At 66.2% G+C, this 23,321-nt stretch carries 23 protein-coding genes; 19 read left to right on the top strand and 4 right to left on the bottom strand.

Annotation, left to right across the window (positions count from 1 at the left end; genetic code table 11):
• Nucleotides 1–8: 8 nt before the first annotated feature.
• The 8 genes from HF989_RS05305 (at nucleotide 9) to HF989_RS05270 (ending at nucleotide 6,979) form a co-directional block, all read left to right on the top strand.
• Nucleotides 9–758 (top strand): NlpC/P60 family protein, encoded by a 750-nt coding sequence (locus HF989_RS05305; RefSeq protein WP_168684624.1) that lies wholly within the window; start codon nucleotides 9–11, stop codon nucleotides 756–758.
• 158 nt (nucleotides 759–916) lie between these two features.
• Complete coding sequence (locus HF989_RS05300) at nucleotides 917–1,945, top strand: NlpC/P60 family protein (RefSeq protein ID WP_343033553.1); 1,029 nt, start codon at nucleotides 917–919, stop codon at nucleotides 1,943–1,945.
• Nucleotides 1,941–3,080, top strand: a complete 1,140-nt coding sequence (locus tag HF989_RS05295; protein ID WP_168684620.1) for a glycosyltransferase — start codon at nucleotides 1,941–1,943, stop codon at nucleotides 3,078–3,080. Before HF989_RS05300 ends, HF989_RS05295 begins: the two co-directional genes overlap by 5 nt.
• A gap of 11 nt (nucleotides 3,081–3,091) precedes the next feature.
• Nucleotides 3,092–4,045, top strand: coding sequence for an ROK family protein (locus HF989_RS05290; protein ID WP_168684548.1), 954 nt, complete (start codon nucleotides 3,092–3,094; stop codon nucleotides 4,043–4,045).
• A 13-nt stretch (nucleotides 4,046–4,058) separates the two neighbouring features.
• A complete protein-coding gene (locus HF989_RS05285; protein WP_168684546.1) occupies nucleotides 4,059–4,787 on the top strand; it encodes a lysophospholipid acyltransferase family protein in 729 nt (242 codons plus the stop codon).
• Nucleotides 4,784–4,999: a hypothetical protein gene (locus tag HF989_RS05280; RefSeq protein WP_168684544.1), complete on the top strand. Its 216-nt coding sequence runs from the start codon at nucleotides 4,784–4,786 to the stop codon at nucleotides 4,997–4,999. Before HF989_RS05285 ends, HF989_RS05280 begins: the two co-directional genes overlap by 4 nt.
• On the top strand, nucleotides 5,000–5,509 hold the full coding sequence (locus HF989_RS05275; RefSeq protein WP_168684542.1) for a polyadenylate-specific 3'-exoribonuclease AS: 510 nt from the start codon (nucleotides 5,000–5,002) through the stop codon (nucleotides 5,507–5,509).
• Between the two features lie 81 nt (nucleotides 5,510–5,590).
• Nucleotides 5,591–6,979, top strand: a complete 1,389-nt coding sequence (locus HF989_RS05270) for a class II 3-deoxy-7-phosphoheptulonate synthase (RefSeq protein ID WP_168684540.1) — start codon at nucleotides 5,591–5,593, stop codon at nucleotides 6,977–6,979.
• 6 nt (nucleotides 6,980–6,985) lie between these two features.
• On the opposite strand, the gene HF989_RS05265 is transcribed toward HF989_RS05270, so the two are convergent.
• On the bottom strand, nucleotides 6,986–8,302 hold the full coding sequence (locus tag HF989_RS05265; RefSeq protein ID WP_168684538.1) for a protein kinase domain-containing protein: 1,317 nt from the start codon (nucleotides 8,300–8,302) through the stop codon (nucleotides 6,986–6,988).
• A 25-nt stretch (nucleotides 8,303–8,327) separates the two neighbouring features.
• Here HF989_RS05265 and HF989_RS05260 point away from each other — a divergent pair, with 25 nt between their 5' ends.
• On the top strand, nucleotides 8,328–8,690 hold the full coding sequence (locus HF989_RS05260) for an Rv2175c family DNA-binding protein (protein WP_038614245.1): 363 nt from the start codon (nucleotides 8,328–8,330) through the stop codon (nucleotides 8,688–8,690).
• On the opposite strand, the gene HF989_RS05255 is transcribed toward HF989_RS05260, so the two are convergent.
• Genes HF989_RS05255 through HF989_RS05245 form a run of 3 tightly spaced genes read right to left on the bottom strand, consistent with a single transcriptional unit; the run spans nucleotide 8,593 to nucleotide 11,801 of the window.
• Nucleotides 8,593–10,104, bottom strand: coding sequence for an alpha-(1->6)-mannopyranosyltransferase A (locus HF989_RS05255; protein WP_168684536.1), 1,512 nt, complete (start codon nucleotides 10,102–10,104; stop codon nucleotides 8,593–8,595). The two genes, HF989_RS05260 and HF989_RS05255, sit on opposite strands and share 98 nt — an antisense overlap.
• A complete protein-coding gene (locus HF989_RS05250) occupies nucleotides 10,104–11,195 on the bottom strand; it encodes a polyprenyl synthetase family protein (RefSeq protein WP_168684534.1) in 1,092 nt (363 codons plus the stop codon). The genes HF989_RS05255 and HF989_RS05250 overlap by 1 nt, the downstream gene beginning before the upstream one ends.
• 3 nt (nucleotides 11,196–11,198) lie before the next feature.
• On the bottom strand, nucleotides 11,199–11,801 hold the full coding sequence (locus HF989_RS05245) for a GNAT family N-acetyltransferase (RefSeq protein ID WP_168684532.1): 603 nt from the start codon (nucleotides 11,799–11,801) through the stop codon (nucleotides 11,199–11,201).
• Nucleotides 11,802–11,955: 154 nt separating this feature from the next.
• Between HF989_RS05245 and HF989_RS05240 the strand changes: the two genes are divergently transcribed.
• The 10 genes from HF989_RS05240 to murD all read left to right on the top strand — a co-directional run bounded on the left by HF989_RS05240 (nucleotide 11,956) and on the right by murD (nucleotide 23,291).
• Entirely contained in the window at nucleotides 11,956–12,390 is a 435-nt protein-coding gene (locus tag HF989_RS05240; RefSeq protein ID WP_168684530.1) for an SAV_6107 family HEPN domain-containing protein, read from the top strand.
• An 88-nt stretch (nucleotides 12,391–12,478) separates the two neighbouring features.
• A complete protein-coding gene (locus HF989_RS05235) occupies nucleotides 12,479–12,871 on the top strand; it encodes a DUF3040 domain-containing protein (RefSeq protein ID WP_168684528.1) in 393 nt (130 codons plus the stop codon).
• A gap of 414 nt (nucleotides 12,872–13,285) precedes the next feature.
• Nucleotides 13,286–13,720 carry a division/cell wall cluster transcriptional repressor MraZ gene (mraZ, locus tag HF989_RS05230; protein WP_168684526.1) on the top strand — a complete coding sequence of 145 codons (435 nt, stop codon included), beginning with the start codon at nucleotides 13,286–13,288 and terminating at the stop codon, nucleotides 13,718–13,720.
• A 174-nt stretch (nucleotides 13,721–13,894) separates the two neighbouring features.
• Nucleotides 13,895–14,899, top strand: a complete 1,005-nt coding sequence (rsmH, locus tag HF989_RS05225; protein WP_168684524.1) for a 16S rRNA (cytosine(1402)-N(4))-methyltransferase RsmH — start codon at nucleotides 13,895–13,897, stop codon at nucleotides 14,897–14,899.
• 39 nt (nucleotides 14,900–14,938) lie between these two features.
• On the top strand, nucleotides 14,939–15,601 hold the full coding sequence (gene ftsL, locus HF989_RS05220) for a cell division protein FtsL (RefSeq protein ID WP_144242440.1): 663 nt from the start codon (nucleotides 14,939–14,941) through the stop codon (nucleotides 15,599–15,601).
• Nucleotides 15,602–15,803: 202 nt separating this feature from the next.
• A complete protein-coding gene (locus tag HF989_RS05215) occupies nucleotides 15,804–17,708 on the top strand; it encodes a peptidoglycan D,D-transpeptidase FtsI family protein (protein ID WP_343033555.1) in 1,905 nt (634 codons plus the stop codon).
• 25 nt (nucleotides 17,709–17,733) lie between these two features.
• On the top strand, nucleotides 17,734–19,230 hold the full coding sequence (locus tag HF989_RS05210; protein ID WP_168684521.1) for a UDP-N-acetylmuramoyl-L-alanyl-D-glutamate--2,6-diaminopimelate ligase: 1,497 nt from the start codon (nucleotides 17,734–17,736) through the stop codon (nucleotides 19,228–19,230).
• Complete coding sequence (locus tag HF989_RS05205) at nucleotides 19,227–20,747, top strand: UDP-N-acetylmuramoyl-tripeptide--D-alanyl-D-alanine ligase (RefSeq protein ID WP_168684519.1); 1,521 nt, start codon at nucleotides 19,227–19,229, stop codon at nucleotides 20,745–20,747. Before HF989_RS05210 ends, HF989_RS05205 begins: the two co-directional genes overlap by 4 nt.
• 37 nt (nucleotides 20,748–20,784) lie before the next feature.
• Nucleotides 20,785–21,891, top strand: coding sequence for a phospho-N-acetylmuramoyl-pentapeptide-transferase (gene mraY / locus HF989_RS05200; protein WP_168684517.1), 1,107 nt, complete (start codon nucleotides 20,785–20,787; stop codon nucleotides 21,889–21,891).
• Entirely contained in the window at nucleotides 21,888–23,291 is a 1,404-nt protein-coding gene (murD, locus tag HF989_RS05195; protein ID WP_168684515.1) for a UDP-N-acetylmuramoyl-L-alanine--D-glutamate ligase, read from the top strand. The genes mraY and murD overlap by 4 nt, the downstream gene beginning before the upstream one ends.
• The last annotated feature ends 30 nt before the right edge of the window (nucleotides 23,292–23,321 follow it).

The following is a 23,321-nucleotide window of genomic DNA, read 5'->3' as shown; positions in this document are numbered from 1 at the left end:
AAACTATCGTGGCAAAGCACCGTCGCCAGGAGAACACCGCAGCGCGCGCAGCAGCGGCTACCGCCGCTATCGCAGCTGGCGCAGCACTGGTCGCGCCGGCCGCCGCCTCCGCAGCAGAGGTCCGTGTTCCCAACACCCCGGTTTCCGTCGAGGTTCCGGGCATTGAAAACGTCCCGGGCATCGCAGCCATCCCGGGCATCGAGGCGTGGATCCCGTCCCTGGCGGGCCAGTCCGCTAACGCAAGCATCCAGAACGCTATCGCGTCCGTGAAGGCAATCCCGGGCGTGTCGAACATCCCGGGCTTCAACCAGTTCCTCAACACCGTGGAGCAGCAGGCACTCGCAGCAGTGCCGGCACCGACGAAGCAGACCTACTCGGCTCCGGCCGCTGCGCCCGCGCCGGTGCGCCAGCCGTCCGTCGGCGAGCGCATCGTGGCCATCGCCCAGTCCAAGATCGGCTCCCCGTACGTGTACGGCGCCGCCGGCCCGAACTCGTTCGACTGCTCTGGCTTCACCTCGTGGGTGTACGCACAGGTGGGCAAGACCATCCCGCGCACCTCCCAGTCCCAGGCGTACTCCGGCCAGCGCGTCGCGCTGAGCGACATCCAGCCCGGCGACATCGTCGCCTACTACGACGGCGCATCCCACGTTGCCATCTACGCCGGCAACGGCCAGATCATCGATGCGCTGAACTCAAGCACTCCGGTCGGATACCGCAGCCTGCACATGATGCCGATCCACTCTGTGGTTCGCTTCTAGGCCAATCCCCCTAACGCCCCGCTACCGTACGGCCAGCGGGGCGTTGCTCATTCGAGGCCAGTTTTCACATCAGTCACGTCCGGCGCATTTTGCTTTGCGACGGCCTTCGGAACAGCTATAGTTTGTTCGTTCTCGTCAGCACATGAAGAGGTATACACGTGGGTAAGCACTCCCTTCGCCGAAACCGCTCCCGTTCCGTAACCACTGCGGTCCTTGCAGGCGGCATCGTCGCATCTACCGCGCCGCTGCTTCCCTCCGCGCACGCCGACGACGTGGATGCGCTCATCGAGCAAATGGAGTCCGCCTCCCACGACGCCACCGCCAAGGCGGAGGAGATTAAGGGTCTGGAGGACCAGATCGCGGATTCTGAGGACAGGGAGCGCTCCGCCATTGCTCGTGCCACAGAGGCCAAGGCGCAGTTGGAGGCGATCCGTGGCGACAGCGACGCGCAGCGCAAGAACGTTGGCGACATCGCTCAGTCGCGTTACCGTGTCCCGGCAACGGACGCGCTGCTCACCACCCTCGGCTCCGGCACCCCGCAGGACGCGATCGACCGCTCTGCGTACTTCGCAGCGCTGAACAGGAACTCCCAGCGCGCCTTGACCGAGCTGAACGACGCGAACCGTGCGGCCGCCGACCGCGCGAACGCTGCGAACATCGCAGTGGCGGAAGCGCAGTACGTCCGCAACGAGCTTGACGGCAAGCGCAAGAAGCTGGAGCAGGAGCGCGCGGAGCTGGACCAGCGCGTCGCCGACATTGAGCGCCAAGTGGACAGCTTGAATGAGGCCGACCGCGAGCGGTGGGTCAAAAAGGACAATCCTGTCGAGACCTCGGCACTACCGGCGGTGGATTCCGGCATTGTCGCCGCAGCCATGGCGCAGCTGGGCAAGCCCTACGGTTGGGGCGCGGCTGGCCCAGACGCGTTCGACTGCTCCGGTCTCATGATGTGGGCCTACGCACAAAACGGCATCAGCATCCCGCGCACCTCCCAGGCCCAGCTCGCTGGTGGCACGCCGGTTTCGCTGGACGCACTGCAGCCCGGCGACATCATCGGGTACTACCCGGGTGTGACGCACGTGGGCATGTACATCGGCGACGGCATGGTGGTCCACTCGTCTGACTACGGCATCCCGATCCAGGTTGTTCCCCTGAACAGCATGCCGGTCCAGGGTGCCGTGCGCTATTAAGACGCTACTGGTTACCAATGACTTCCCGCCCACCGTGGGCGGGATTCAGTCGTATTTGCGGGACTTCGCCGCGGAGCTCGCCCGGCGGGTGGGGCCTGAGTCGCTGGTGGTGTTCGCCTCCACGCAGGATGTCGCCGCGGCGCGCAAATGGGATGCGTCCGTGCCGTACACGGTGGTCCGCTGGCCGCACCACGTGATGCTGCCTACGCCGTCGACGGCGCGTGAAATGCAGCGCCTCATCCGCACGCACGGCATTGACACGGTCTGGTTCGGCGCCGCTGCGCCACTTGCCCTCATGGGGCCCGCGGCGAAACGGGCAGGCGCCTCCACCGTTATCGCCTCCACGCACGGTCACGAGGTGGGCTGGACCAAGGTCCCTATCGGCCGCCAAGCGCTGCGCGGTATCGGGCGCAGTGCGGATATCGTGACCTACATTTCGAACTACACCTTGCAACGACTCCGCCCGGCATTCGGCAGCGGCCCCAGATTTGTTGCGCTCCCGTCGGGCGTGGACACGGCGTTCTTCCGGCCGGCTACCGTTGCCCAGCGCACCGCCACCCGCGAACGCCTGGGCGTCGGCGATGCGCCGCTCGTTGTCTGTTCGTCTCGGCTGGTCGCGCGTAAGGGGCAGGATGTGCTGATACGGGCGCTGCCGGAGGTTCGTCGTCAAGCGCCCGGCGCGCGGCTCGTCATTGTTGGAACGGGGCCTGATGCACGACGGTTGCGCGCGGGCGCCGGGGAAGAGGTGGTGTTCACGGGCGCCGTGCCGGGGGAGCAGCTGCGCGACATCGTGGCGGCTGCGGACGTATTTGCCATGCCCGCTCGCACCCGCCTCGGCGGTTTCGACGTTGAGGGCCTCGGCATTGTGTACCTCGAAGCCCAGGCGTGCGGCGTGCCGGTGGTCGCAGGTCGCTCCGGCGGCGCGCCCGAAACTGTTACGCCCGAAAGCGGGGTAGTGGTGAACGGGCGCGACACCGGCGAGGTCGCACGGGCGATCGGGGGGATGCTTGTCGACGCCCAAGGGCATGCCCGCATGGGTGCAGCCGGGCGTGCCCATGTCGCCGAGCGCTTCTCCTGGGACGTGCTCGGCGACCGGCTAGCAGCGTTATGCGGGGCGGCGCAGCCGGGGGGCTAGACTGCCTTGACATGGTTGCTCACTCACCCGTGACCGTCGGTTTTGATATTGGCGGCACGAACACCCGCGCCGCCGTGGTGGATGCGACAGGCGCGATTGTGGAATCGCTCGGCACCCCCACGCCCCACGACGCCGAGGGGCTTACAGACACGATCGTGCGCATGGTGGGGGACCTGCGAGCGACACACGATGTTGGCGCTGTCGGCGTCGCCGTCGCCGGATTCTTGGACCCGTCGTGCGAGGTCGTGCGGTTTGCGCCCCACCTGGCGTGGCGGGACGATCAGCCCGTGCGCCGGGATCTGGAGGAGGCGCTGGGCCTGCCGGTGCGCCTGGAGCACGACGCCAATTCCGCGGCCTGGGGTGAGTACCGTTACGGCGCGGGGCGCGACCTGGGAACGTGGGTCTTTTTCGCCGTCGGTACCGGTATCGGCGCGACGCTGATGCACCGAGGTGAAATTTACCGCGGAGCGTTCGGCACCGCCCCGGAGTTCGGGCACATCACCGTCGTACCGGGCGGGCGGGTGTGCTCGTGCGGAAAGCAGGGCTGCCTGGAGCGCTACGCATCCGGCACGTCGCTGGTGGATTGCGCGATCGACATCGCCACGGAGGGCAGCTTCAAGGATTCGGCGGTGTACCGGGCGGTCGTCGAAAAGCGGGCGAGCGGGCACGACATCATGGCTGCGGCGCGCGGCGGCGACGAGTTGGGGCTCGCGGCCCTGGACAGCTTTGCAACGTGGCTGGGGCGCGGGCTGGCGATAGTCGCGGACGTGCTCGATCCTGCCCACATTGTGCTTGGCGGTGGAGTCAGCGACGACGCGGATTTGTTCTTGGACCACGCCCGCGCTTCCATGGAAGCGAACATTGTGGGTGCCGGCTACCGCCCACTGCCGGAGATCCTGTGCGCTGAGCTGGGGTCCCGGGCGGGTATGATCGGTGTCGCTGATTTGGCCCGCGAACTGCTGTAGAAGGCGAACAACGATGAACAACAAGTGGTATTCCCTGTTCAAGGTTTTGCTCGGGCCGCCCCTGTTGGTGTGGAACCGTCCCACTATCGAGGGCGCGGAGAATATCCCCGACGAAGGGGCCGCGATCTTGGCGTCCAACCACCAAGCGGTGCTGGATTCCTTCTATCTGCCGCTGCTCGTGCGCCGTCAGATCACGTTCCCGGCCAAAAAGGAGTACTTCACCACGCCGGGTCTTACCGGGCGCATCCAGAAGTTCTTCTTCTCTTCGGTGGGCCAGATCCCCGTCGACCGCGGTGCGAAAGACGCCGGCGACGCGCTGCAGGCGGCGGCCAAGAGCGTGCTGGACAAGGGCGACCTCCTCGGTATCTACCCGGAGGGCACGCGTTCCCCGGACGGCCGCGTGTACAAGGGTCGCACGGGGCTTGCCCGCATCGCGATGCCGAGCGGAGTCCCGGTTGTCTTGATCGGCATGATCGGATCCGGAAAAGCCAACCCCATCGGCACCACCATTCCGCGCCCCGCCAAGGTGCGGATCCTGGTGTCCGAGCCGATTGATCCGCGGGCGTGGGCCGTGGAGAACGGTTTCGACCCCGACTCGCGCGAGGTCATGCGGCCGTTCACCGACTATTGCATGCGCCGCCTCGCGGCAATGGTGGGGGAGGACTACGTAGACGTCTACGCCTCTGACGTGAAAAAGGCGTTGGAGGAGACGGGGGATTACCCAGAGGAGGCGCGCCCGTGAACAGATCCCTCATTGTCCGCTTCGTCCTCGTTGCCGTCGTGGTGGCGTTGTACCTGGTTGCGTCCCAGGCCGGCTGGTACCCGAAGCTGGCGGGGCCGATCGCTGTGGCCGCGGTGGCGGCGGTGATGTTTTGGCCGCGCCGCGACCGGGGGCCGAAGGGGCCGTCGCGACGCGAGCTGCTCAACGACATACGGGCGGAGCAGCGCAAGTAGATGCGGTATTTCTACGATACGGAGTTCATCGAGGACGGCTCCACGATCGAACTAGTCTCTATCGGCATCGTCGCAGAAGACGGCCGGGAGTTTTACGCCGTCAGCAACGAGTTCGATGCCTCGCGCGCCAATGAGTGGGTGCGCGACAACGTGCTGAGCAAGCTTCCGCGGGCTTCGCACCCAGCCTGGAAGCCGCTGCGCCAGATCCGGGAGGAGGCCCACGCGTTCCTCGCCGCCGGCCGCGGCGTTCCGGAGCTGTGGGCGTGGGTCGGTGCGTACGACCACGTCGTCTTCGCACAGCTGTGGGGTGACATGTCCGGGTTGCCCAAGGATTTGCCGCGGTACACCCGCGAGCTCAAGCAGTACTGGCAGATGGCGGGTAAGCCTCGTTTGCCCAAGGTGCCGGACGGCAACCACGACGCGCTCGTTGACGCGCGCCACAACCTGCGAAAATTCCGCGTGTGCATGGAGGCGCTGCCTCTCGACTCCTCCGGCGCCGCGTCCGGATAGTGAGATCAGGCCGCCGTAGTCTGGGAACCTGCAGGTGAAAAGTATTGTGGCGCAGGGATAAATCGTGCTACTACTAAACGGGTGAGTTGGACTATTGACATCCCGAAAGACGTGCTGCCGGATCTGCCCCCGCTGCCGGGCGACCTGAACGAGCAGTTCCAAGACGTTATCTCCCGCGACGCCAAGCAACAGCCTTCCTGGGACCCTGCCCAGGCTGGGTATGTGCGGAAGATCCTCGAGTCCGTGCCCCCGGTGGTCCTCGCACCCGAGGTGGAGCAGCTCAAGGCCAACCTCGCGGATGTCGCCTTGGGCGAGGCCTTCATGCTGCAAGGCGGCGATTGCGCCGAGACGTTCGAATCCAATACCGAGCCCCACATCCGCGCGAACGTGCGCACACTGCTGCAGATGGCGGCGGTGCTGACGTACGGCGCGTCTATGCCGGTGGTGAAGCTGGCGCGCATCGCCGGCCAATACGCCAAACCGCGGTCCTCCGACTTAGACGGCAACGGCTTGCCCAACTACCGCGGTGACATTGTCAACGGTGTGGAGCCCACCGAAGAGTCCCGCCGTCACGACCCGGCCCGCATGGTGCGCGCCTACGCCAACTCGTCGGCCGCGATGAACCTCGTGCGCGCCCTGACCACGTCTGGCACGGCTGACCTGCATCACATCAACGACTGGAACCGCGAGTTCGTCTCCAACTCCCCGGCTGGGGCGCGCTACGAGGCGCTCGGCCGCGAGATTTCCCGTTCCCTCGCGTTCATGGACGCCTGCGGCGTGCGCGACGACAACCTTCGCACGTCCGAGGTGTACGCCTCCCACGAGGCACTGCTTGTGGATTACGAGCGCGCGATGCTCCGTCTCGCCACCGATTCCAGCGGTGAGACCAAGCTCTACGACCTGTCGGCGCACCAGCTGTGGATCGGCGAGCGCACCCGCGGCATTGACGACTTCCACGTCAACTTCGCCGCCATGATCTCCAACCCCATCGGCATCAAGCTCGGCCCGACCACCACCCCGGAGGAGGCTGTCGCCTACGCCGACAAGCTCGATCCGAACCGCGAGCCCGGCCGCCTCACCATGGTCATCCGTATGGGCCAGGACAAGGTGCGCGACGTGCTCCCCAGCATCGTGAAGGCGGTGGAAGCGTCCGGCCACAAGGTGGTCTGGCAGTCCGACCCGATGCACGGCAACACCTTCACCTCCTCCAACGGTTACAAGACGCGTCACTTTGACAAAATCTTGGACGAGGTGCAGGGCTTTTTCGAGGTCCACCGCGAGCTGGGCACACACCCGGGCGGCATCCACATCGAGCTCACCGGCGAAAACGTCACCGAGTGCCTTGGCGGCGCCCAAGACATCACCGACGTGGACCTGCCGGGACGCTACGAGTCCGCCTGCGACCCCCGCCTGAACACCGAGCAGGCCCTCGAGCTGTCCTTCCTGGTCGCGGAGATGCTGCGCTACTAAGGCGCTTTAGAACAAGGGGACGATGATCTCGGGGATTTCGCCGTACATCCCCGAGCCAAACCACCACGCGCCCAACCCGATGGCCACGACGATGCCGATGGCCAGCACCGTGTAGATGGCCACGCCGATCGGGGAACGGTTCGACACCGGGCTGACGGTGGGCCGCTGAGGCGAGGGCTGTCGGGGCGTAGGTGCAGGCGCTGGCACCCGCTCCACCGGGGCCTGCGGCGCGTCCGCGGGGGGTGGCACCGCTGCCGCAGCAGGCCGCTGGTCGCGGGAGGGAGCCGGTGCCTCTGGGGAAGGCCGAACCGCAGGCGCGGAGACGCGCGTCGGGACGCCGTCGCCCGGAAACAGACGCTGACGGGTGACAGTCGGGGCGGCTTCCGCCGGGGGAGCCGAAGGGTCAGCAGCGGCGAGCCCGAAATTCGTCGGATGCTCGGCGGCACGGTGCGCGGCCGAGTTTCGGGGCGCAGGCACCGTGTAGGCGGGCAGGCGCAGCTCGCGGGACACGTCGTCGAGCGCAGCGAGGAAATCGGCCGCGTCGTGGAACCTGTCAGCCGGGTTTCGAGAGGTGGCGGTGGCCACCAGCTCGTCGAAAAGCTTCGGCACGCCGGCGATGAGCGCGGACGGCGCAGGCACGTCCGACCGCAGCCTCGCGTACGCGTGCGCGAGGGGTGTATCACCGTCGAAGGGTGTTTGCCCCGTGAGAAGTTCGAACAGCACGAGGCCTGCGGAGTACACGTCGGATGCGGCGGTGGTGGGGCTGCCGTCGACCTGCTCGGGGGATAGGTAGGCGACCGTGCCCACGATCTGGTCGGTGGATTGAGTGGTTTCCGCAGCGGCGCGCACCAAGCCGAAGTCAGAGAGTTTGACGCGGCTGGACGCGTCGATGAGCACGTTGTCGGGCTTGATGTCGCGGTGGACCATCCCCTTCTCGTGCGCAACCGCTAGACCGGTGAGCATGCCGCGCATCACCGCTGCTGCCGCGTGCGGCGGCATGGGACCGCGCTCGGCGAGGAGTTCGCGCAGCGTGCCCCCGGTGATCAGCTCCATGACCAGAAAAACCTCGTCGCCCGAGGCGGAGAAGTCGTAGACATTGACCAAGTTCGGGTGGCTGAGCTGCGCCATCGCGCGAGCCTCCCGGCGGAAGCGTTCGCGGAACACCTCGTCGTGGACGTACTGCTCGTGCATCACCTTCGCCGCCACTTCGCGGCCCAAGCGCCTGTCCACGCACCGGTAGACGGTGGCCATCCCCCCATGCGCGATTGGGCGGTCGACGACGTAGCGCCCGTCCAATGTCGTGCCTGCACCCAAGGTAGCCATGCGCACCAGCGTAGAATCGCCAACCGTGAGTGCACAAACGAATCTTGAGCAATTGCTTGCCGACGAAACATTGCTGCCGTTCCCGGATGTCGCCGACGTTCTCGGCGTGCCAGTGACCAAGGTGCACGACTACATCGGTGCGAAGAAATTGGTGCACTACGTCCGGGATGGGAAGAAGGTCATCCCGGCGAGCCTGCTGGGCGAGGACGGTTTGAACAAGTTCGTCTCCGGCGCGATCACCGTGCTTTACGACGGCGGCTACGACGCCAACGAGATCTTGGCGTTCCTATTCACGCCGGACGAGACTCTGCCGGGGCGTCCTGTCGATGCGCTTCACGGCCAGAAGGCCCGCGAGGTGATTCGTCGCGCGCAGGCCATGGCGTTTTAGGCACGTCACGGAACAACCATTCCACCGCAATTACGGCGCCGATCGCGGCTAGAGCGAGAAACCACGCGTCGTAGAGGCGGTGGTTTCCGCTTCCCTGGAACGCCAGGGCGACCACGATCGACGCCCCGGCTGCCCCCTTGACCACCCACGGCGGCGGGCGGAACGTGCCGGTCAGCGAGATGAGTGAGGCGTAGTACCACGGCAACGTCACAGCATTCGCGGCAAACGCCACAGCGTAGGCGGCGGTGGTGCCAGCGACCGCGCGCGGCTCGTAGGCGGTGCCGGGCCGGGGGCGGAACAGCCACCACACTGCAACCAGCCCCACCAGCATGAGCACGGAGAAAACGGAGCGGGTCCAGCTCAGCGCGGTGTTGTAGCGGAACGTGTCGTCGAAAAGCTGCAGCAACGGGGTGAGCAGCTCGGCGGCGAACGTGGGGCCGGCGAGCGGGTTAATCACTTTGGAGTTGCCGGTGATCTGCGCCAACCAGCCCCAGGTGGTGCCGGAGGCCACGGTGACCACGTGGATCACGGCGGCGTTGACGACAAGCGCCCATGCGCCGGAGACGACGAGCATGCCCGCGCGCCCGAGGGCGGTGGAGCTATGCCGCTGGACCATCAGCCACACCACAAAGGGCAGCGCGATAGCTGCGGTCGCTTTCAGCGAGACCGCCAGCGCGATGAGCGCTATCCCAGGGGTGCACCAGCGTCCCCGCAGGCAGGAGAGCAGGCCAAGGCTGACCAGCCCAACCATCACGGCCTCGTTGTGCATGCCGCCGATCAGGTGCAGCAGCATCACTGGGTTGGCCACGCCGAGCCAGAGCGCGAGAGCGGGATCGCCACCGATTGCTTTGGCGATTCGGGGGACGGACCACACGATGAGCGCGAACCCGGCCACGGAAATCAACCGGTACGCGATTAACCCGGCGGTGACGTTGTCGCCGACAAGCGTCGTCACCGCCTTACCGAGTCCGAGGTGAAGCGGGCCGTAGGGGGTTGTGGTGTTGCGCCAGTCGTGGGAGACCTCCCAGAGAAACGGGCCAGGGTTGACGGCGGCGCCCTCGGAGTACGGGTCGAAGCCGTCGCGCAGCATCGCCCCCTGCATCAAGTACGAGTACACGTCCCGCGAGAGGATCGGCGCGCTGCACGCGAGCGCTCCGGTCCACCACCACACGGTGCGCCGCAATTGCCGTTCAGACGGCCGTGCCTTCCACAGCATCACCCACGCCGCGACGAGTCCGACGATGCCGGCGGTGAGCAGGAGGTCCATGAGTCCGCGGCCGTGGCCGAACGCCAGGAAATCCAGCCCGAGCTCCCGCAGTACCCCACCGCGGTAGCGGGTCGCGCCCGCGCCGAAGGAGCCAACCGCGATGAGCACGCATGCCGCGAAGCCGAGCACGTGAGGATGACGCCGCATCACTTGCGCCGGGCTGTGGCTTTGTGCGCGAGAGCCGTGAGCGCGTCCACGGCAGCGTCGTTGATACCTGCGTCCTCCAGATACTCGAGGCCCGACGCGGTGAGCTGCTCAATGCGCTGCTCCACCGCGTCCTCGGCACCGCTGCCGCGGATGAGCTGCGCTAATCGACGCAACTTCGCGTCGTCCGCCGTCTGGCCAATTCCGGTGCGCAGCTCCTCAGCGCCATCCGGGTCTGTCTCCGCCAAGAGCCCCACGGCAGTGGCGAAGAGCTCGGTGCGCTTGCCCTCCCGCAGGTCGTCGCCCGCCGGCTTGCCCGTGATAGCTGGGTCGCCGAACACGCCGAGGAGGTCGTCGCGTAGCTGGAATGCGATACCGACATCGCGCCCGTAGCCGCGGAACGCGTTAATAGTCGCCTCATCCGCACCTGCCAGCGCTGCGCCGAGGTGGAGGGGCCGCTCTATGGTGTACGCCGCTGTTTTGTAGCGGTTGACGCGGTTGGCCATCTCCACGGATTCGCTGCGCAGGCTTTCTAACATCATGTCCAGCAGCTGGCCGCCGATGACCTCGGTGCGCATGCCCACCCACGGCTCCGCGGCCCTGACGAGGGCCTCTTGGGACACACCGGAGTAGCGCCACATGTCCTCCGCCCAGGCCAACGCGAGATCGCCCAGCAGAATCGCCGCATTCGTGCCGTACGCCTCGGCGGAGCCGAGGAGATCGCGGTCGCGGTGCTCGGCTTCGAGGGCGCGGTGCACGGTGGGGTTGCCGCGCCGGGTGTCGGAGGCGTCGATGATGTCGTCATGTACGAGCGCACACGCCTGGATCAGCTCCAGCGCGCTCACTGCGCGCAGTACGGCGTCGGGGTCTTCTGCGCCGCGCTCCAGGCCGCCGGCACCAGCAAAACCCGCCCAGCCGTAGGTCGGGCGGACGCGTTTGCCGCCGCCGAGCACGAACGCCTGGAGGTGGCTCACTGCGTGGGCGACAGGCTCACCGATGGCCGCGATGGCGTCGGCGCGCGCGTCAAAGAAGGCGGCGAGGTTGCGCTCAACCCGCTGCGGGATCTCCGAGAGTTCCAGATGCGTTGTGGCCACGTTTTACAGCTCCTTGTGCCCGTTATCCGATACGTCAGTCACCCTACCCAGTGTGTTGTGGAGATCGAGGGCGAGGATGGCAAACGGCCGGCCGTCGCCCTCGTAGAAGAAGTTCCGGGCTACGTCCGTAAAGCCAAATTTGCGGTAGAGGCCGAAGGCGTTGTTCGCCTCTCCGGCGACTTCTGGGGTGGAGAGTAGGGCCCATCGGGCCGTCACCTCCCGCAATAACGCCGCCAGTAATTGTGCGCCGATGCCCTCGCTTTGCCGGGAGGGGGCGACGTGCACCTCCGCCACTTCGAAATAGTTGTGCAGCATGTCGCGGTCAAGGGCGCTCAGCTCACCCTTCGCCTTCATCGCGCGCACCAGTTGCTGGTCCCACCAACGCTCCCGCGTGCCCAGGAAGCCGTATGCGACGCCCACGACGACGTCACCGTCGACAGCCACCAAGGCAGTAAACCCGGGGGAGCGGACCTCGCCCTTCCACACCTGGATGCGTTGTGGCCGCATCGAAGGGGCGTACCCCATGGCCTCTATATAGATGTCGACGAGCGCAGGGGCGAGCATGATGAACTCGGCGGGGGTGAGGCGCTGAATGGTCGCAGTCATGTCTCTATCGAAGCACTTGTATAGCCGGCGCGGGGCAACGGCATGCGGACGATGTCGAACGTACGTTCGAAACGGCGCAGGGCGTGTCGAACGAGTGTTTTAGATTGGGCCCATCGCACAAACAGGAAACGCCTCGAGGCAGGAGGAACCGGACATGGCAAGCGTAGTTTCGGCAACGACGGGATCGGTCTACGGGGCTGGCGCACGTGTCAGCCGTGCCGGCCAGTTTCTCGCGGCCGCGGAAAGCCTCATCGCCCAGGCGCACGACGACTTCGAGGCCGGCCGGCACGACCTCGCAATGGAAAACGCCTACCGTGCGGCACTTCGCGTCGCCGGTGCGCGCAGCGCCCAGTCGCCGGTGGTCCGCAAACGGAAGCGCCTGCCCACCAACGCCTGGGACAAACTCGCACTCACGGGCGCGGCTGGCGCCGACTGGGCGGCCGTGTTCAGGCGCTACTCTGCGCAGCGGGGCAGGGTGGCGTCCGGGATCGATCTCAACCCGGGGTCCGCGGTGGTGTACCGGCTGCTGGCGGATGTTGAGGACTTCTACTCTGCGACTGTGGCGGGTGAGTCTGCAGTCGCTGCGTAACCGTAGGGGTGGGTGCGGGGAACAATCTGCGTACGATGGCCGTTATATGAGCAATTGCAGTCCGCCAACGGCATCTGGAGAGTGAGCAGTGTCTCTTTCTGAGCAGGAAATGCGGGCGTTGCGCGAAATCGAGCAATCGCTCTTCGCGGACGACCCGAAATTCGGCAGCAGCGTGGTCACCGATTCTGGTGTGGGTTCTGCCCCGAAGACCGGTCAGCTCACCATGCGCAGCCTGGCACTGATTGTGCTGGGTCTCGTGTTACTTCTCGGCGGCGTTGCCCTTGCGAGCCTGAGCATCTGGACTGTCGTTCTGAGCATCATCGGTTTCGCAGTCATGCTTTTCGGGGGCGTCATGGCGCTGCGCACACCCGCGCAGGCCGCGTCGGTGACATCGCGCGCGTCGAAGCGGTCGAAGCCACGCTCGCAACGTGGCGCAAGCATGGAGGAAAGCTTCCGCCGGCGTTTCGAGGACCGGCAGTAACCCTTCACTGGCGCCCCTATCTCCTGCGCCCTCCCGTCACCGGGAGGGCGCTTTTTCGTGCACCCGATTAATCTCCCACTTCTCCCCACAGTGACGCATTGTGGCGCTAGTTCGCCCGTCGGCCCCCGTACAGCCGGTGAAAATTGCGTCTTTTGAGGTTGCGTCTGCCTCAAGTGAGTGGTGTTACTCGCGGCGGCGGGAAGTTCCCCCACTTGACTATTTACTCATTTACCTGCAACAACAGCCGTTTCCAGTGAGAAGTTTCGCGTAGGTGTGGCGTTTGTGGGGAGAAGTGGGTTAAAGTGGGGCGCAGCGGAGTGAAATGGCGTGCATCTTGACTACGTGCGCGCCGTGGAACGAAGCCGAGAAAATTTCACAGCCAACGTCTGAAAGTGAAGGAAGGTAGGTCACCGGATGTTTCTGGGTACCTACACCCCCAAGCTGGATGACAAAGGTCGCCTGACGCTCCCCGCGAAGTTCCGAGAGGATCTTGCGGACGGGTTGATGGTGACTAAGGGGCAGGACCACTCTCTCGCGGTGTATCCGCGCGACGAGTTCGCCGCCCGCGCCCGTAAGGCCGCGGCGGCATCCCGCACGAACCCGAAGGCACGAGCGTTCATCCGAAATCTGGCTGCCAGTGCGGATGAGCAATCGCTGGACGGGTCTGGCCGGATCACCTTGTCCCCGGCGCACCGCGAGTACGCAAACCTGAGCAAGGAATGCGTGGTCATCGGTTCCGTGGATTTTCTCGAGATCTGGGACCTCGAGTCCTGGAATAAGTATCAAGAAGAAACCGAAGCCGCGTTCTCCGCGGCGGACGACGACGACATTCTCTCCGGCCTGCTGTAGGACTGACTACCCGGCAGCGGACATCGATAAGGAGAGTGTGTACGGACTCTGTCCGGGGCGTGAAGCGTTCTGGTGTACTTCCCCGACATCAGAACAGCCGCCCCGGGCAGGGCTCTACGCGCTCCCCGCACTGCATACACACAACGCGACTCAACGGGACACGGAGGGCACGACATGGCGAAATTCACGCTCGCTGACGACCCGCACGGTCACGTTCCCGTTCTGCGTGACCGGATGGCTGAGCTCCTCGCACCGGCTGTCGAGGCCTTTGGTCAAAACGCTGTGCTTGTGGACGGCACCCTCGGGGCGGGGGGACACTCTGAGCATTTCCTCACCGTCTTTCCCCACGCCCGTGTGATCGGTGTGGACAGGGATCCGGATGCGCTCCGTCAGGCGTCGCAACGCTTGGCTGCATTCGGTGACCGGTTCGTGGCTGTGCAAGCCCGCTTCGACCACATCGACGACGCCGTTGCAGACAGGCAGGGCCCGATCTTTGAGGCAGCCCGAGAACACGGCATTGCCGGCGCACTGTTCGACTTGGGCGTGTCCTCCATGCAGCTCGACCAGGAAGAACGCGGTTTTTCCTACCGTGGTGACGCCCCGCTGGACATGCGGATGGATCAAACCGGTGGCATCACGGCGGCTAAGGTCCTAAACACCTACAGCCACGGCGACCTGGCACGCATCCTGAAGACCTACGGCGACGAAAGGTTCGCGGGCAAGATCGCCTCCGCGATTGTGGCGGAGCGCGAGCGCGAGCCGTTTGACCGCGCAGCACGGCTGGTGGAGCTGCTGTACGACACGATCCCCGCCGCCACCCGCCGCACCGGCGGGCACCCCGCGAAGCGGACCTTTCAAGCGCTGCGCATCGAGGTCAACCGGGAGCTGGAAGCGGTGGAAAACGTCGTGCCCGTCATCACAGACATGCTGGGTGTCGGCGGCAGGGCCGTGTTCATGAGCTACCAGTCGCTGGAAGACAAGATCGTCAAGGCCGCGTTTTCCAAACTCACCGCGTCCAAGACGCCCGCAGGGTTACCGATGGATCTGCCTGGCTCAGAGCCGGCGTTTCGCACCGTGACCCGGGGCGCGGAAAAAGCCGATGCTGCAGAGATCGAACGCAACCCGCGCGCCGCGCCCGTACGGGTGCGCTGCATAGAAAAACTTCGCCCCACCGATTAGCCCCGACACCACCTACCCAGCCCGCAAAGGACGGACACCATGGCCGCACGAGCAACGCGATCTGCAACGCTGAACCGCACCTCGCGCCGAAGCGAGCAGTCTTCTGCCCGCACCATGCCTGGTGTCAAACCGCATGAGAAGCACTCAAGGTCTCGCGGCCGTTTGGGGTCGAACCAGGTGGTGTCTGTGCGCGGACGCCGGGTGGCCACTGCCAAGGCCCGCACCAAGTTCTCATCCCTGTCCCAAATTGCGCTGCCACTGCTGTTCGCCGGTATTGCGGCGGCGATGATTTTGTCCGGTATTGCTACCGCCCAGACCTTTGCCATCCAGAAGTTGCAAGCGACCGAGCAGCAGCTTGCAAACGAGGTGGAGTCGCTGAACCGCGATCTGGAGGACCGGCAATCTGCAGCCTCGCTGGCACAGCGTGCGGACGCCATGGGCATGGTTGTCCCTGGCGAGCCCGGAGTCGTCGCGGTGGGTGAAACCGGGCACGCGGAGGAGCAACGGCCGTACAACCCAGAGTCCGCCACCAAAATTGTCGACGTTAACGGGACGGGGTCGCCTGCTTCGCGGGCATCGTCTGACGAGCGCGCGACGAAGGAGCTGGAGGATTCCCTGACCCAGCGACCGGGCCGCTCCGCGGAGGCGCCGCGAATTGCCAACCTCGCGCCGTATCAAGCGAACGTCCCCGCTCAGCCATAGCGCTGGGCGTGGCGCACCGCTGCACGAGCAAGAGGCGGTGCATGATTGACGGCGGCAGAGACAAACCTGCAGTGGCATAACGGAGGCGGACGAAGGAGGTGGGGCAGTGAACAAGACAGGCGGAAACACCGGCGTACAAGGCACGGGACCCCGTCGCGGCCAGCCCAGCTCACAGCAGAAGGCTCCGGTATCTCAAAAGCGCATCACGGGCACGCGCGTCTATTGGCTCGGTGTGGCGTTTTTGGCTGTCGCGGCGCTGCTCATCGGGCGCCTCTTTTGGGTGCAGGTAATCATCGGCGACGAACTGCGCGAGCAAGCCAACGACCAGCGAAGCCGTACCTACGTGGATCGCGCCCGTCGCGGCGAGATTGTCGACCGTGACGGCAATACGATGGCGTACACCATGCAGGCCAGGTCCCTGACCGTTTCCCCGGTCCAGCTGCGAAGCGAGCTGAAAGAGCAGCAAGAGCTGGAGTTGCGCATGGACGGCCTGTCCGATGCTGACATTGCGGCGCAGGTGGACGCGCGCGTCGAAGACGTGCTGCGGACCATGGCCAACGAGATCCCGGGGATGATCGGCGACGGCGAGGTCAAAGGCGACGCGCCGGCCAGCACGGCAACCGGGGAACCCACCACGCAAGTGGGCCAGGTCAGCGCGAAAGAGATTCTGGACAAGCTGCACGCAGATTCCAGCTACGAAGTGCTCGTGCGCAATGTTGACCCGGACGTCGCGGCGACAGTGGCGGACGCATTCCACGGCATCGCAGCCGACCACCAAGACATTCGCCAGTACCCGAACGGCGCGGTCGGCGAAAACATCATCGGCAAAGTCTCGATGGACGGCCAGGGGCAATTCGGGCTGGAGGCTGCGAGGGACGCTGACCTCACCGGGATCGACGGCCGCTCGACCGAGGACGTCTCGGCCGGCGGGCAGTCCATCCCTGGATCCCTGCGCGACGTGGTCCCGGCCGTTGAAGGCTCCCGTATTGAGCTCACGATCGATCTGGACCTGCAAACCTATGTGCAGCAGACACTGGAGCAGGCGAAGGCCAACTCGCAGGCCAAGGATGCCCAAGCCGTCGTGCTCGACGCGCACACGGGCGAGGTGTTGGCCATGGCCAACACGGGCACCATCAACCCCAATGGGAATATCGAGCAGCAGCTCAAGCAAGGCAAGGGATTTGAAAACCCCAACGTGTCCCACCCGTTCGAGCCCGGCTCGGTGGCGAAGGTCATTACGGCCGCAGCCGCGATCGACCAGGGCTTGACGGACCCGTATGAGGTGCACCAGGTTCCCGGGTCAATCGACATGGCCGGCATTACCGTCCGGGACGCATGGGAGCACGGCGTCATGCCGTACACCACCGCTGGCATCTTTGCTAAGTCCTCGAACGTGGGCACGCTGCAGCTCGTGCAGCGCCTGGGCGAGGAACGCTACTGGGATTACCTCAACCGCTTCGGCATCGGCCAAAGCACGGGCGTCGAGCTGCCGAACGAATCGTCCGGCCTGCTCCCGGTGCTGGAGCAGTGGTCGGGTGGCACCTTTGCCAACCTGCCTATCGGCCAAGGCATGAGCTGGACGGCGCTGCAAATGGCGGGCGTCTACCAGGCCCTAGCCAACGACGGCGAGCGGATCCAGCCGCGCATCATTTCCAGCATCACCGGCCCGGACGGCGAGGAGATCCCGCAGCCCGCGCCGGAGCGCACTCGCGTGGTCAGCCCGGAAGCAGCCCGCACTACCGTGGACATGTTCCGCGCCACGTTCCAAGAAGACCCCGCAGGCGTGGATAACGGCACTGCGCAGGGCAACAGCGTGGAGGGGTATCAATTCTCGGGCAAGACGGGCACCGCACAGAAGGTCAATCCGGACACCGGCGCCTACTCGCAGAGCGCGTACTGGATCACGTTCGCGGGCATCGCGCCTGCGGACGACCCGCGATTTGTCGTGGCCGTGATGCTGGACGAGCCGCAGCGGGGCGTGCTGGACGGCGGAGCCGGCGGGCAGTCGGCCGCCCCGGTGTTCAAGCAAATTGCTGGCTGGCTGCTCAACCGCGAGAATGTGCCGTTGAGCCCGCCCGCCGAGCCGTACAGGCTGCAGGGGGAGTGACGGGGAAACGATGGAGGAAGACAGGATGACAACCCCAACCACCACGCTGCAGGACCTCGCGCGCATTGCAGACGCGCGCATTGTCAACCCTCCGAGCGCGACCATGCCGGTGACGTTCGTCGGCCTCGACTCCGCCAACGTCGAGCCTGGCGGGTTGTTCGCTGCCCTGCCGGGCACGCGCGTGCACGGCGCAACCTACGCGTTCGATTCCGCGGCGGGCGCCATCCTGACCGACGAAGCCGGCCTGGCCATCATCCAGCAGACGGCGGATCGCCGGCCGGTGCTGGTCGTCGAGGATGTGCGGGCGATTTTGGGCCATGTCGCGGCGGAGGTGTACGGGCACCCGTCGAGAAGCTTCACGTTGCTGGGGGTCACAGGCACCTCCGGCAAGACCACGACCACCTACATGCTGGAAAAGGGCCTCACCGCAGCCGGTTGCAAGGTGGGGTTGATCGGCACTACGGGCACGCGGATCATGGGCCGCGATGTCGCGACTGAGCTGACCACGCCTGAGGCGCCGATGCTGCAGAGGCTGTTTGCGCAGATGCGCGACGAGGGGGTCACGCATGTGGTGATGGAGGTCTCCTCCCACGCGCTCATGCTCGGGCGCGTGACGGGGTCCGACTTCGACATCGCCGCATTTACCAATCTGTCTCAGGACCACCTGGATTTCCACCCGACCATGGAGGACTACTTCCAGGCCAAGGCGCTCTTCTTCGACCCGGCAAGCGACCTGCGCGGCAAGCGCAGCGTCATCTGCATCGACGACGAGTGGGGCACGCGCATGGCGGCGCTCGCTGACAACCCGGTCACCGTTGCCACCACCCGCGCCGCGGACGTCACTGCTGATCTCGTTAGCGTCCGCGACCAAGGGTCGCAGCGCGTCAGGCTCAACGCCGACGGCAGCCACGAGTTCACGCTGCCCATGCCGGGCGCATTCAACGTCGCCAACGCCGCGCTCGCAGCCGCAGTGGCAACAACCGCCGGCGTCGATGTGGACGCGTTCCTCAGCGGGCTGGAGCGGGCAGCGGTGCCGGGGCGCATGGAGCGTATCGACGAAGGCCAGCCCTTTGTCGCCGTCGTGGACTACGCCCACAAGCCGGCAGCCGTCGGCGCGGTGCTGGCCACCCTGCGTGGCCAGGTGAGCGGTCGCGTCGGCGTCGCTGTCGGCGCCGGCGGGGACCGTGACTCCTCGAAGCGACCGCTGATGGGGGCGGAGGCCGCGAGCGGCGCAGACTTTGTGGTTGTGACCGACGACAACCCGCGCACGGAGGACCCGGCCGCCATTCGCGCGGCGGTTCTCGAGGGCGCCCGCGGCGCCGGCACCGACGCCGAGATCGTCGAGGTCGGCCCGCGCGGGGAGGCGATTGACGCCCTTGTCGCCTGGGCCCAGCCTGGCGACGCAGTGATTGTGGTGGGCAAGGGCCACGAAGTGGGTCAGCTTGTGGGCACGCAGAAGCTGCACTTCGACGACCGGGAAGAAATGCGCAGGGCGATACAGGAAAAGGAAGCGCAAGCATGATTGACATGACGCTGGCACGCATTGCTGAAATCACCGGGGGGCGTCTGAGCCCGGAAGCGGATCCGGACGCGCGCGTCACTGGGTTCGTCGAGTTCGATTCCCGCAAGATCGGTCCCGGGGGCTTGTTCGTCGCATTCCCGGGCGCCCGCGTGGACGGGCACGATTACGTGGACAAGGCCGCACAGGCAGGTGCCGTCGCGGCGCTCACTACGAAGGAGGTGGGAAGCCCTGCGGTGATCGTCGAGAAGCTCCCGCCCCGCGAAGGCGACAACTCGGACTTGGCCGCCAACGACCCCGACGGCTCAGCCGCGGGCGTGGTCGACGGCATGTCCAAGCTCGCGGCCGCGGTCGCGCGTGAGCTCAGCGACGAACACGGGCTGACCATCGTCGGCGTGACCGGTTCGGCGGGAAAAACGTCCACGAAGGACTTGATCGCGGCGGTGCTGTCGCGCGCGGGTGAGACGGTTGCGCCTCCCGGCAGCTTCAACAACGAGATTGGTCACCCGTACACCGTGCTGCGCTGCACCGAGGACACCGATTTTCTGGTTGCGGAGATGTCGGCCCGCGGCATCGGCCACATCGCGCACCTAGCCACCATTGCGCCGCCGAAGATCGGTGTGGTTCTCAATGTTGGCTCCGCCCACATCGGGGAGTTCGGCTCGCGGGAAAACATTGCCATCGCGAAGGGCGAGCTCGTCGAAGCGCTGCCGGCAGATGGCGTCGCGGTCCTCAACGCCGACGACGATTTGGTGGCCGGAATGGCGCCACGCACGGCAGCCCGGGTGGTCACGTTCTCCGAGACCGGCAACACGAAAGCTGACTATTACGCCACCGACGTAGAGCTCGACGCCGTCGCTCGCGCGTCGTTTACCATGCACACCCCGAACGGGTCCCCGCAACGTGTGGAGCTCGGCGTCTTCGGCGCCCACCAGGTCGGCAACGCCCTCGCTGCGGCGGCGGTCGGCGTGGAGCTGGGCGTGGACGAGGTCACTGTCGCGAAGGCGCTCTCCAGCGCGCACTCCGTCTCGGTCAACCGTATGGACGTCAACACCCGAGCGGACGGCGTGACCGTGATCAACGACGCCTACAACGCCAACCCGGAATCTATGCGCGCCGCGATCGCAGCCTTGGGGTACACCGCCGCGGCCCGGCCGGGAGTTCGCTCGGTAGCGGTGCTGGGAGAGATGGGCGAGCTGGGCCCGGACGCGGTGGAGCAGCACGCGCTGCTTGCCGACGAGCTGGCCCGCTACCGGGTGACCCACCTCGTGGCCGTCGGGGACTCAGCATCGATGGCAGCGCTGCACGAGCGCGCCGTCGCAAACGGCATTAACGCCACCACTGTCTCGGACACCGAGGCTGCCGCACAAGCCGTCGGTGCGCTGCTGGCCTCCCCGCCGGCGGGCGAGGACAACTGGCACGAGCGCTCAGACCGCGATGTCGTGCTGGTCAAGGCCTCCAACGCTGCCCGGCTGTGGGTGGTGGCGGAAGCGCTCCTGCAGGGGCATACGCTTAGGTAGACACGCGACAAGAGAACATAGCAAGGCACGCATACCCATGGTTCAAGTTATCTGCGCCGGGATTATCAGCTTCCTGGTTTCGATCTTTCTCACCCCCACGCTTATCCGGTACTTCAACCGCAGGGCCATGGGGCAGGAGATCCGTGAAGACGGCCCGGCCTCGCACGCGCGCAAGCGCGGCACCCCCACGATGGGCGGTCTGGCCATCCTTGCTGGCATCACCTTGGGGTACTTGGGCGGTAGCCTCGCAGCGGTGCTGACCGGTCACACAGCATTCACGGCGACCGGCTTGATCGTGCTGTTTCTCACGCTGTCGCTCGGCCTCGTCGGGTTCGCCGACGACGGCATCAAGCTGTTCATGCACCGCAACTTGGGCCTGAACAAGACCGCCAAGCTCGTGGCGCAACTAGCTATCGCGCTCGTCTTCGGCATCTTGATTCTCCGCTTCCCGGACGAAAACGGGCTGACCCCGGGCTCACAGTTCTTGAGCTCCGTGCGCGACATCGAAACGATGAACCTCACCCTCGGCGGCGGGGTGATCGGCACGATCTTCTTCCTCATCTTCATCTACCTCCTGCTCGCGGCGTGGTCCAACGCCGTGAACCTCACCGACGGGTTGGACGGCCTGGCCGCCGGCACCACCGCGCTGGTGATGGCGGCGTACGTGGGCATCACGTTCTGGCAGTTCCGCAACTCCTGCGACGCGGTGGCCACCACCGGCTGCTACAACGTTCGCGACCCGCTCGATCTGGCTATCTTGGCCGCGTCCGGCTTCGGCGCCTGCGTCGGCTTCCTGTGGTGGAACGCCGCCCCGGCGAAGATCTTCATGGGCGACACCGGCTCGCTCGCCCTTGGCGGCTTGGTCGCCGGTTTGTCCGTGGGCTCGCGTACCGAGTTGCTAATGGTCATCATCGGCGCGCTGTTCGTCCTCGAGGCCGCGTCCGTGGTCATCCAGGTGGCGTCGTTCAAGTCCACCGGTAAGCGCGTGTTCCGCATGGCGCCGTTCCACCACCACTTTGAAAACGGCGGCTGGCCGGAGACCGCGGTGGTTGTCAGGTTCTGGATTATCTCCGCGATGGCGGTCATGCTGGGCCTGGCGGTCTTCTACGGTGAATGGCTGTCCCAGAACGGGGCAAACCTATGACGGCCCCTATCCTCCCCGAGTACACGCTCGTTGCCGGCGCCGGTGTGTCCGGCCTTGGCGCCGCGCAGCTGCTGCAGCGCGCCGGGGTCCGGTTCACGGTGGTCGATGACAGTGCTGAGCGCCGCGGTAACGCCGCAGCCAACGGCTATGACACCTGCACGGGCGACGAGGCCCGCGCGCGCTTCGGCCAGGTGGGCCTCGTCGTCACGTCCCCAGGGTGGCGCCCGGACGCGCCCTTGCTTGTCGACGCGATGGCGGCCGGCGTCGAAGTCATCGGCGACGTGGAGCTGTGCTTCCGACTCGACCGCGCGGCCGTGTTCGGCCCGCCGCGCACCTGGCTGGTGGTCACCGGTACGAACGGCAAGACCACCACGACCGGCATGTTGGCGCAGATGATGGATGAAGCCAGCAGGGACACGGGGCTGCGCGCAGGCGCGTGCGGCAATATCGGAGTCGCGGTGGGGGAGGCGATGCTCTCGCCGGAGCGGCTGGATGTGCTGGTGGCGGAACTGTCGAGTTTCCAGCTGCACTGGTCGAGCGCCCTCATGCCCGACGCCGGCGTGCTGCTCAATCTCGCCGCCGACCACATCGACTGGCACGGAAGCTTCGCCGAATACGCCGCGGCAAAGGCGAAGGTGCTCAAGGCATCGGTTGCGGTGGTGGGCATCGACGACGCGGAGGTCGCCCGCCTCGCCGCAGAGACCGGACGCACCGACATCATCGGGTTTACGCTGTCCGAACCCGAGAATGGTCAGGTCGGCGTTTCGGGCGGACGCATCGTCGCCAAGCTGGACGGGACGACGGTAGACATCGCCAGCGCAGACGGCATTGAGCCCGCGGGTGCGGCGGGGGTGCTCGATGCGCTCGCGGCTACCGCGGTGGCGCTGACGCAGGGGGCGACCCCCGAGCACATCCAGCGGGCACTGGATGCCTACCAGGTTGAGGGGCACCGGGGCTCAGTCGTGCACTCCGCTTGCGGTGTTGACTGGGTGGACAATTCCAAGGCAACCAACCCGCATGCCGCCGATTCCGCGCTGACAGGGGCTGGCCCCGTGGTGTGGGTGGCGGGAGGTCAGCTCAAGGGGGCATCCGTCGACGACGTGGTGAAGGACCACGCAGGACAGCTCCGTGCGGTTGCGCTTCTGGGGTCGGATCGCGAGCTCATCCGCGCCGCCGTCGAGCAGTACGCCCCGGGCGTGCCGGTGTTCGTCTCCGATGCAAGTGACCCGGACGAGGCCATGGACGAGGTCGTGGCGTGGGCGGCTACCCAGGCGCGATCTGGTGACACGGTGCTGCTCGCACCGGCCGCCGCCAGCCTTGACATGTTTTCCGGTATGTCGGCGCGTGGCGACGCGTTTGCCGCAGCCGCGATGCGACACTGGTACCCGGACAACAAGTAAGCTCAACTAGAGGTTGAGATATTCTCGCGG

The organism is Corynebacterium mucifaciens, from assembly GCF_012396315.1.
Classification (GTDB): domain Bacteria; phylum Actinomycetota; class Actinomycetes; order Mycobacteriales; family Mycobacteriaceae; genus Corynebacterium; species Corynebacterium mucifaciens.
This window is presented reverse-complemented; position numbering and strand designations above follow the sequence as displayed.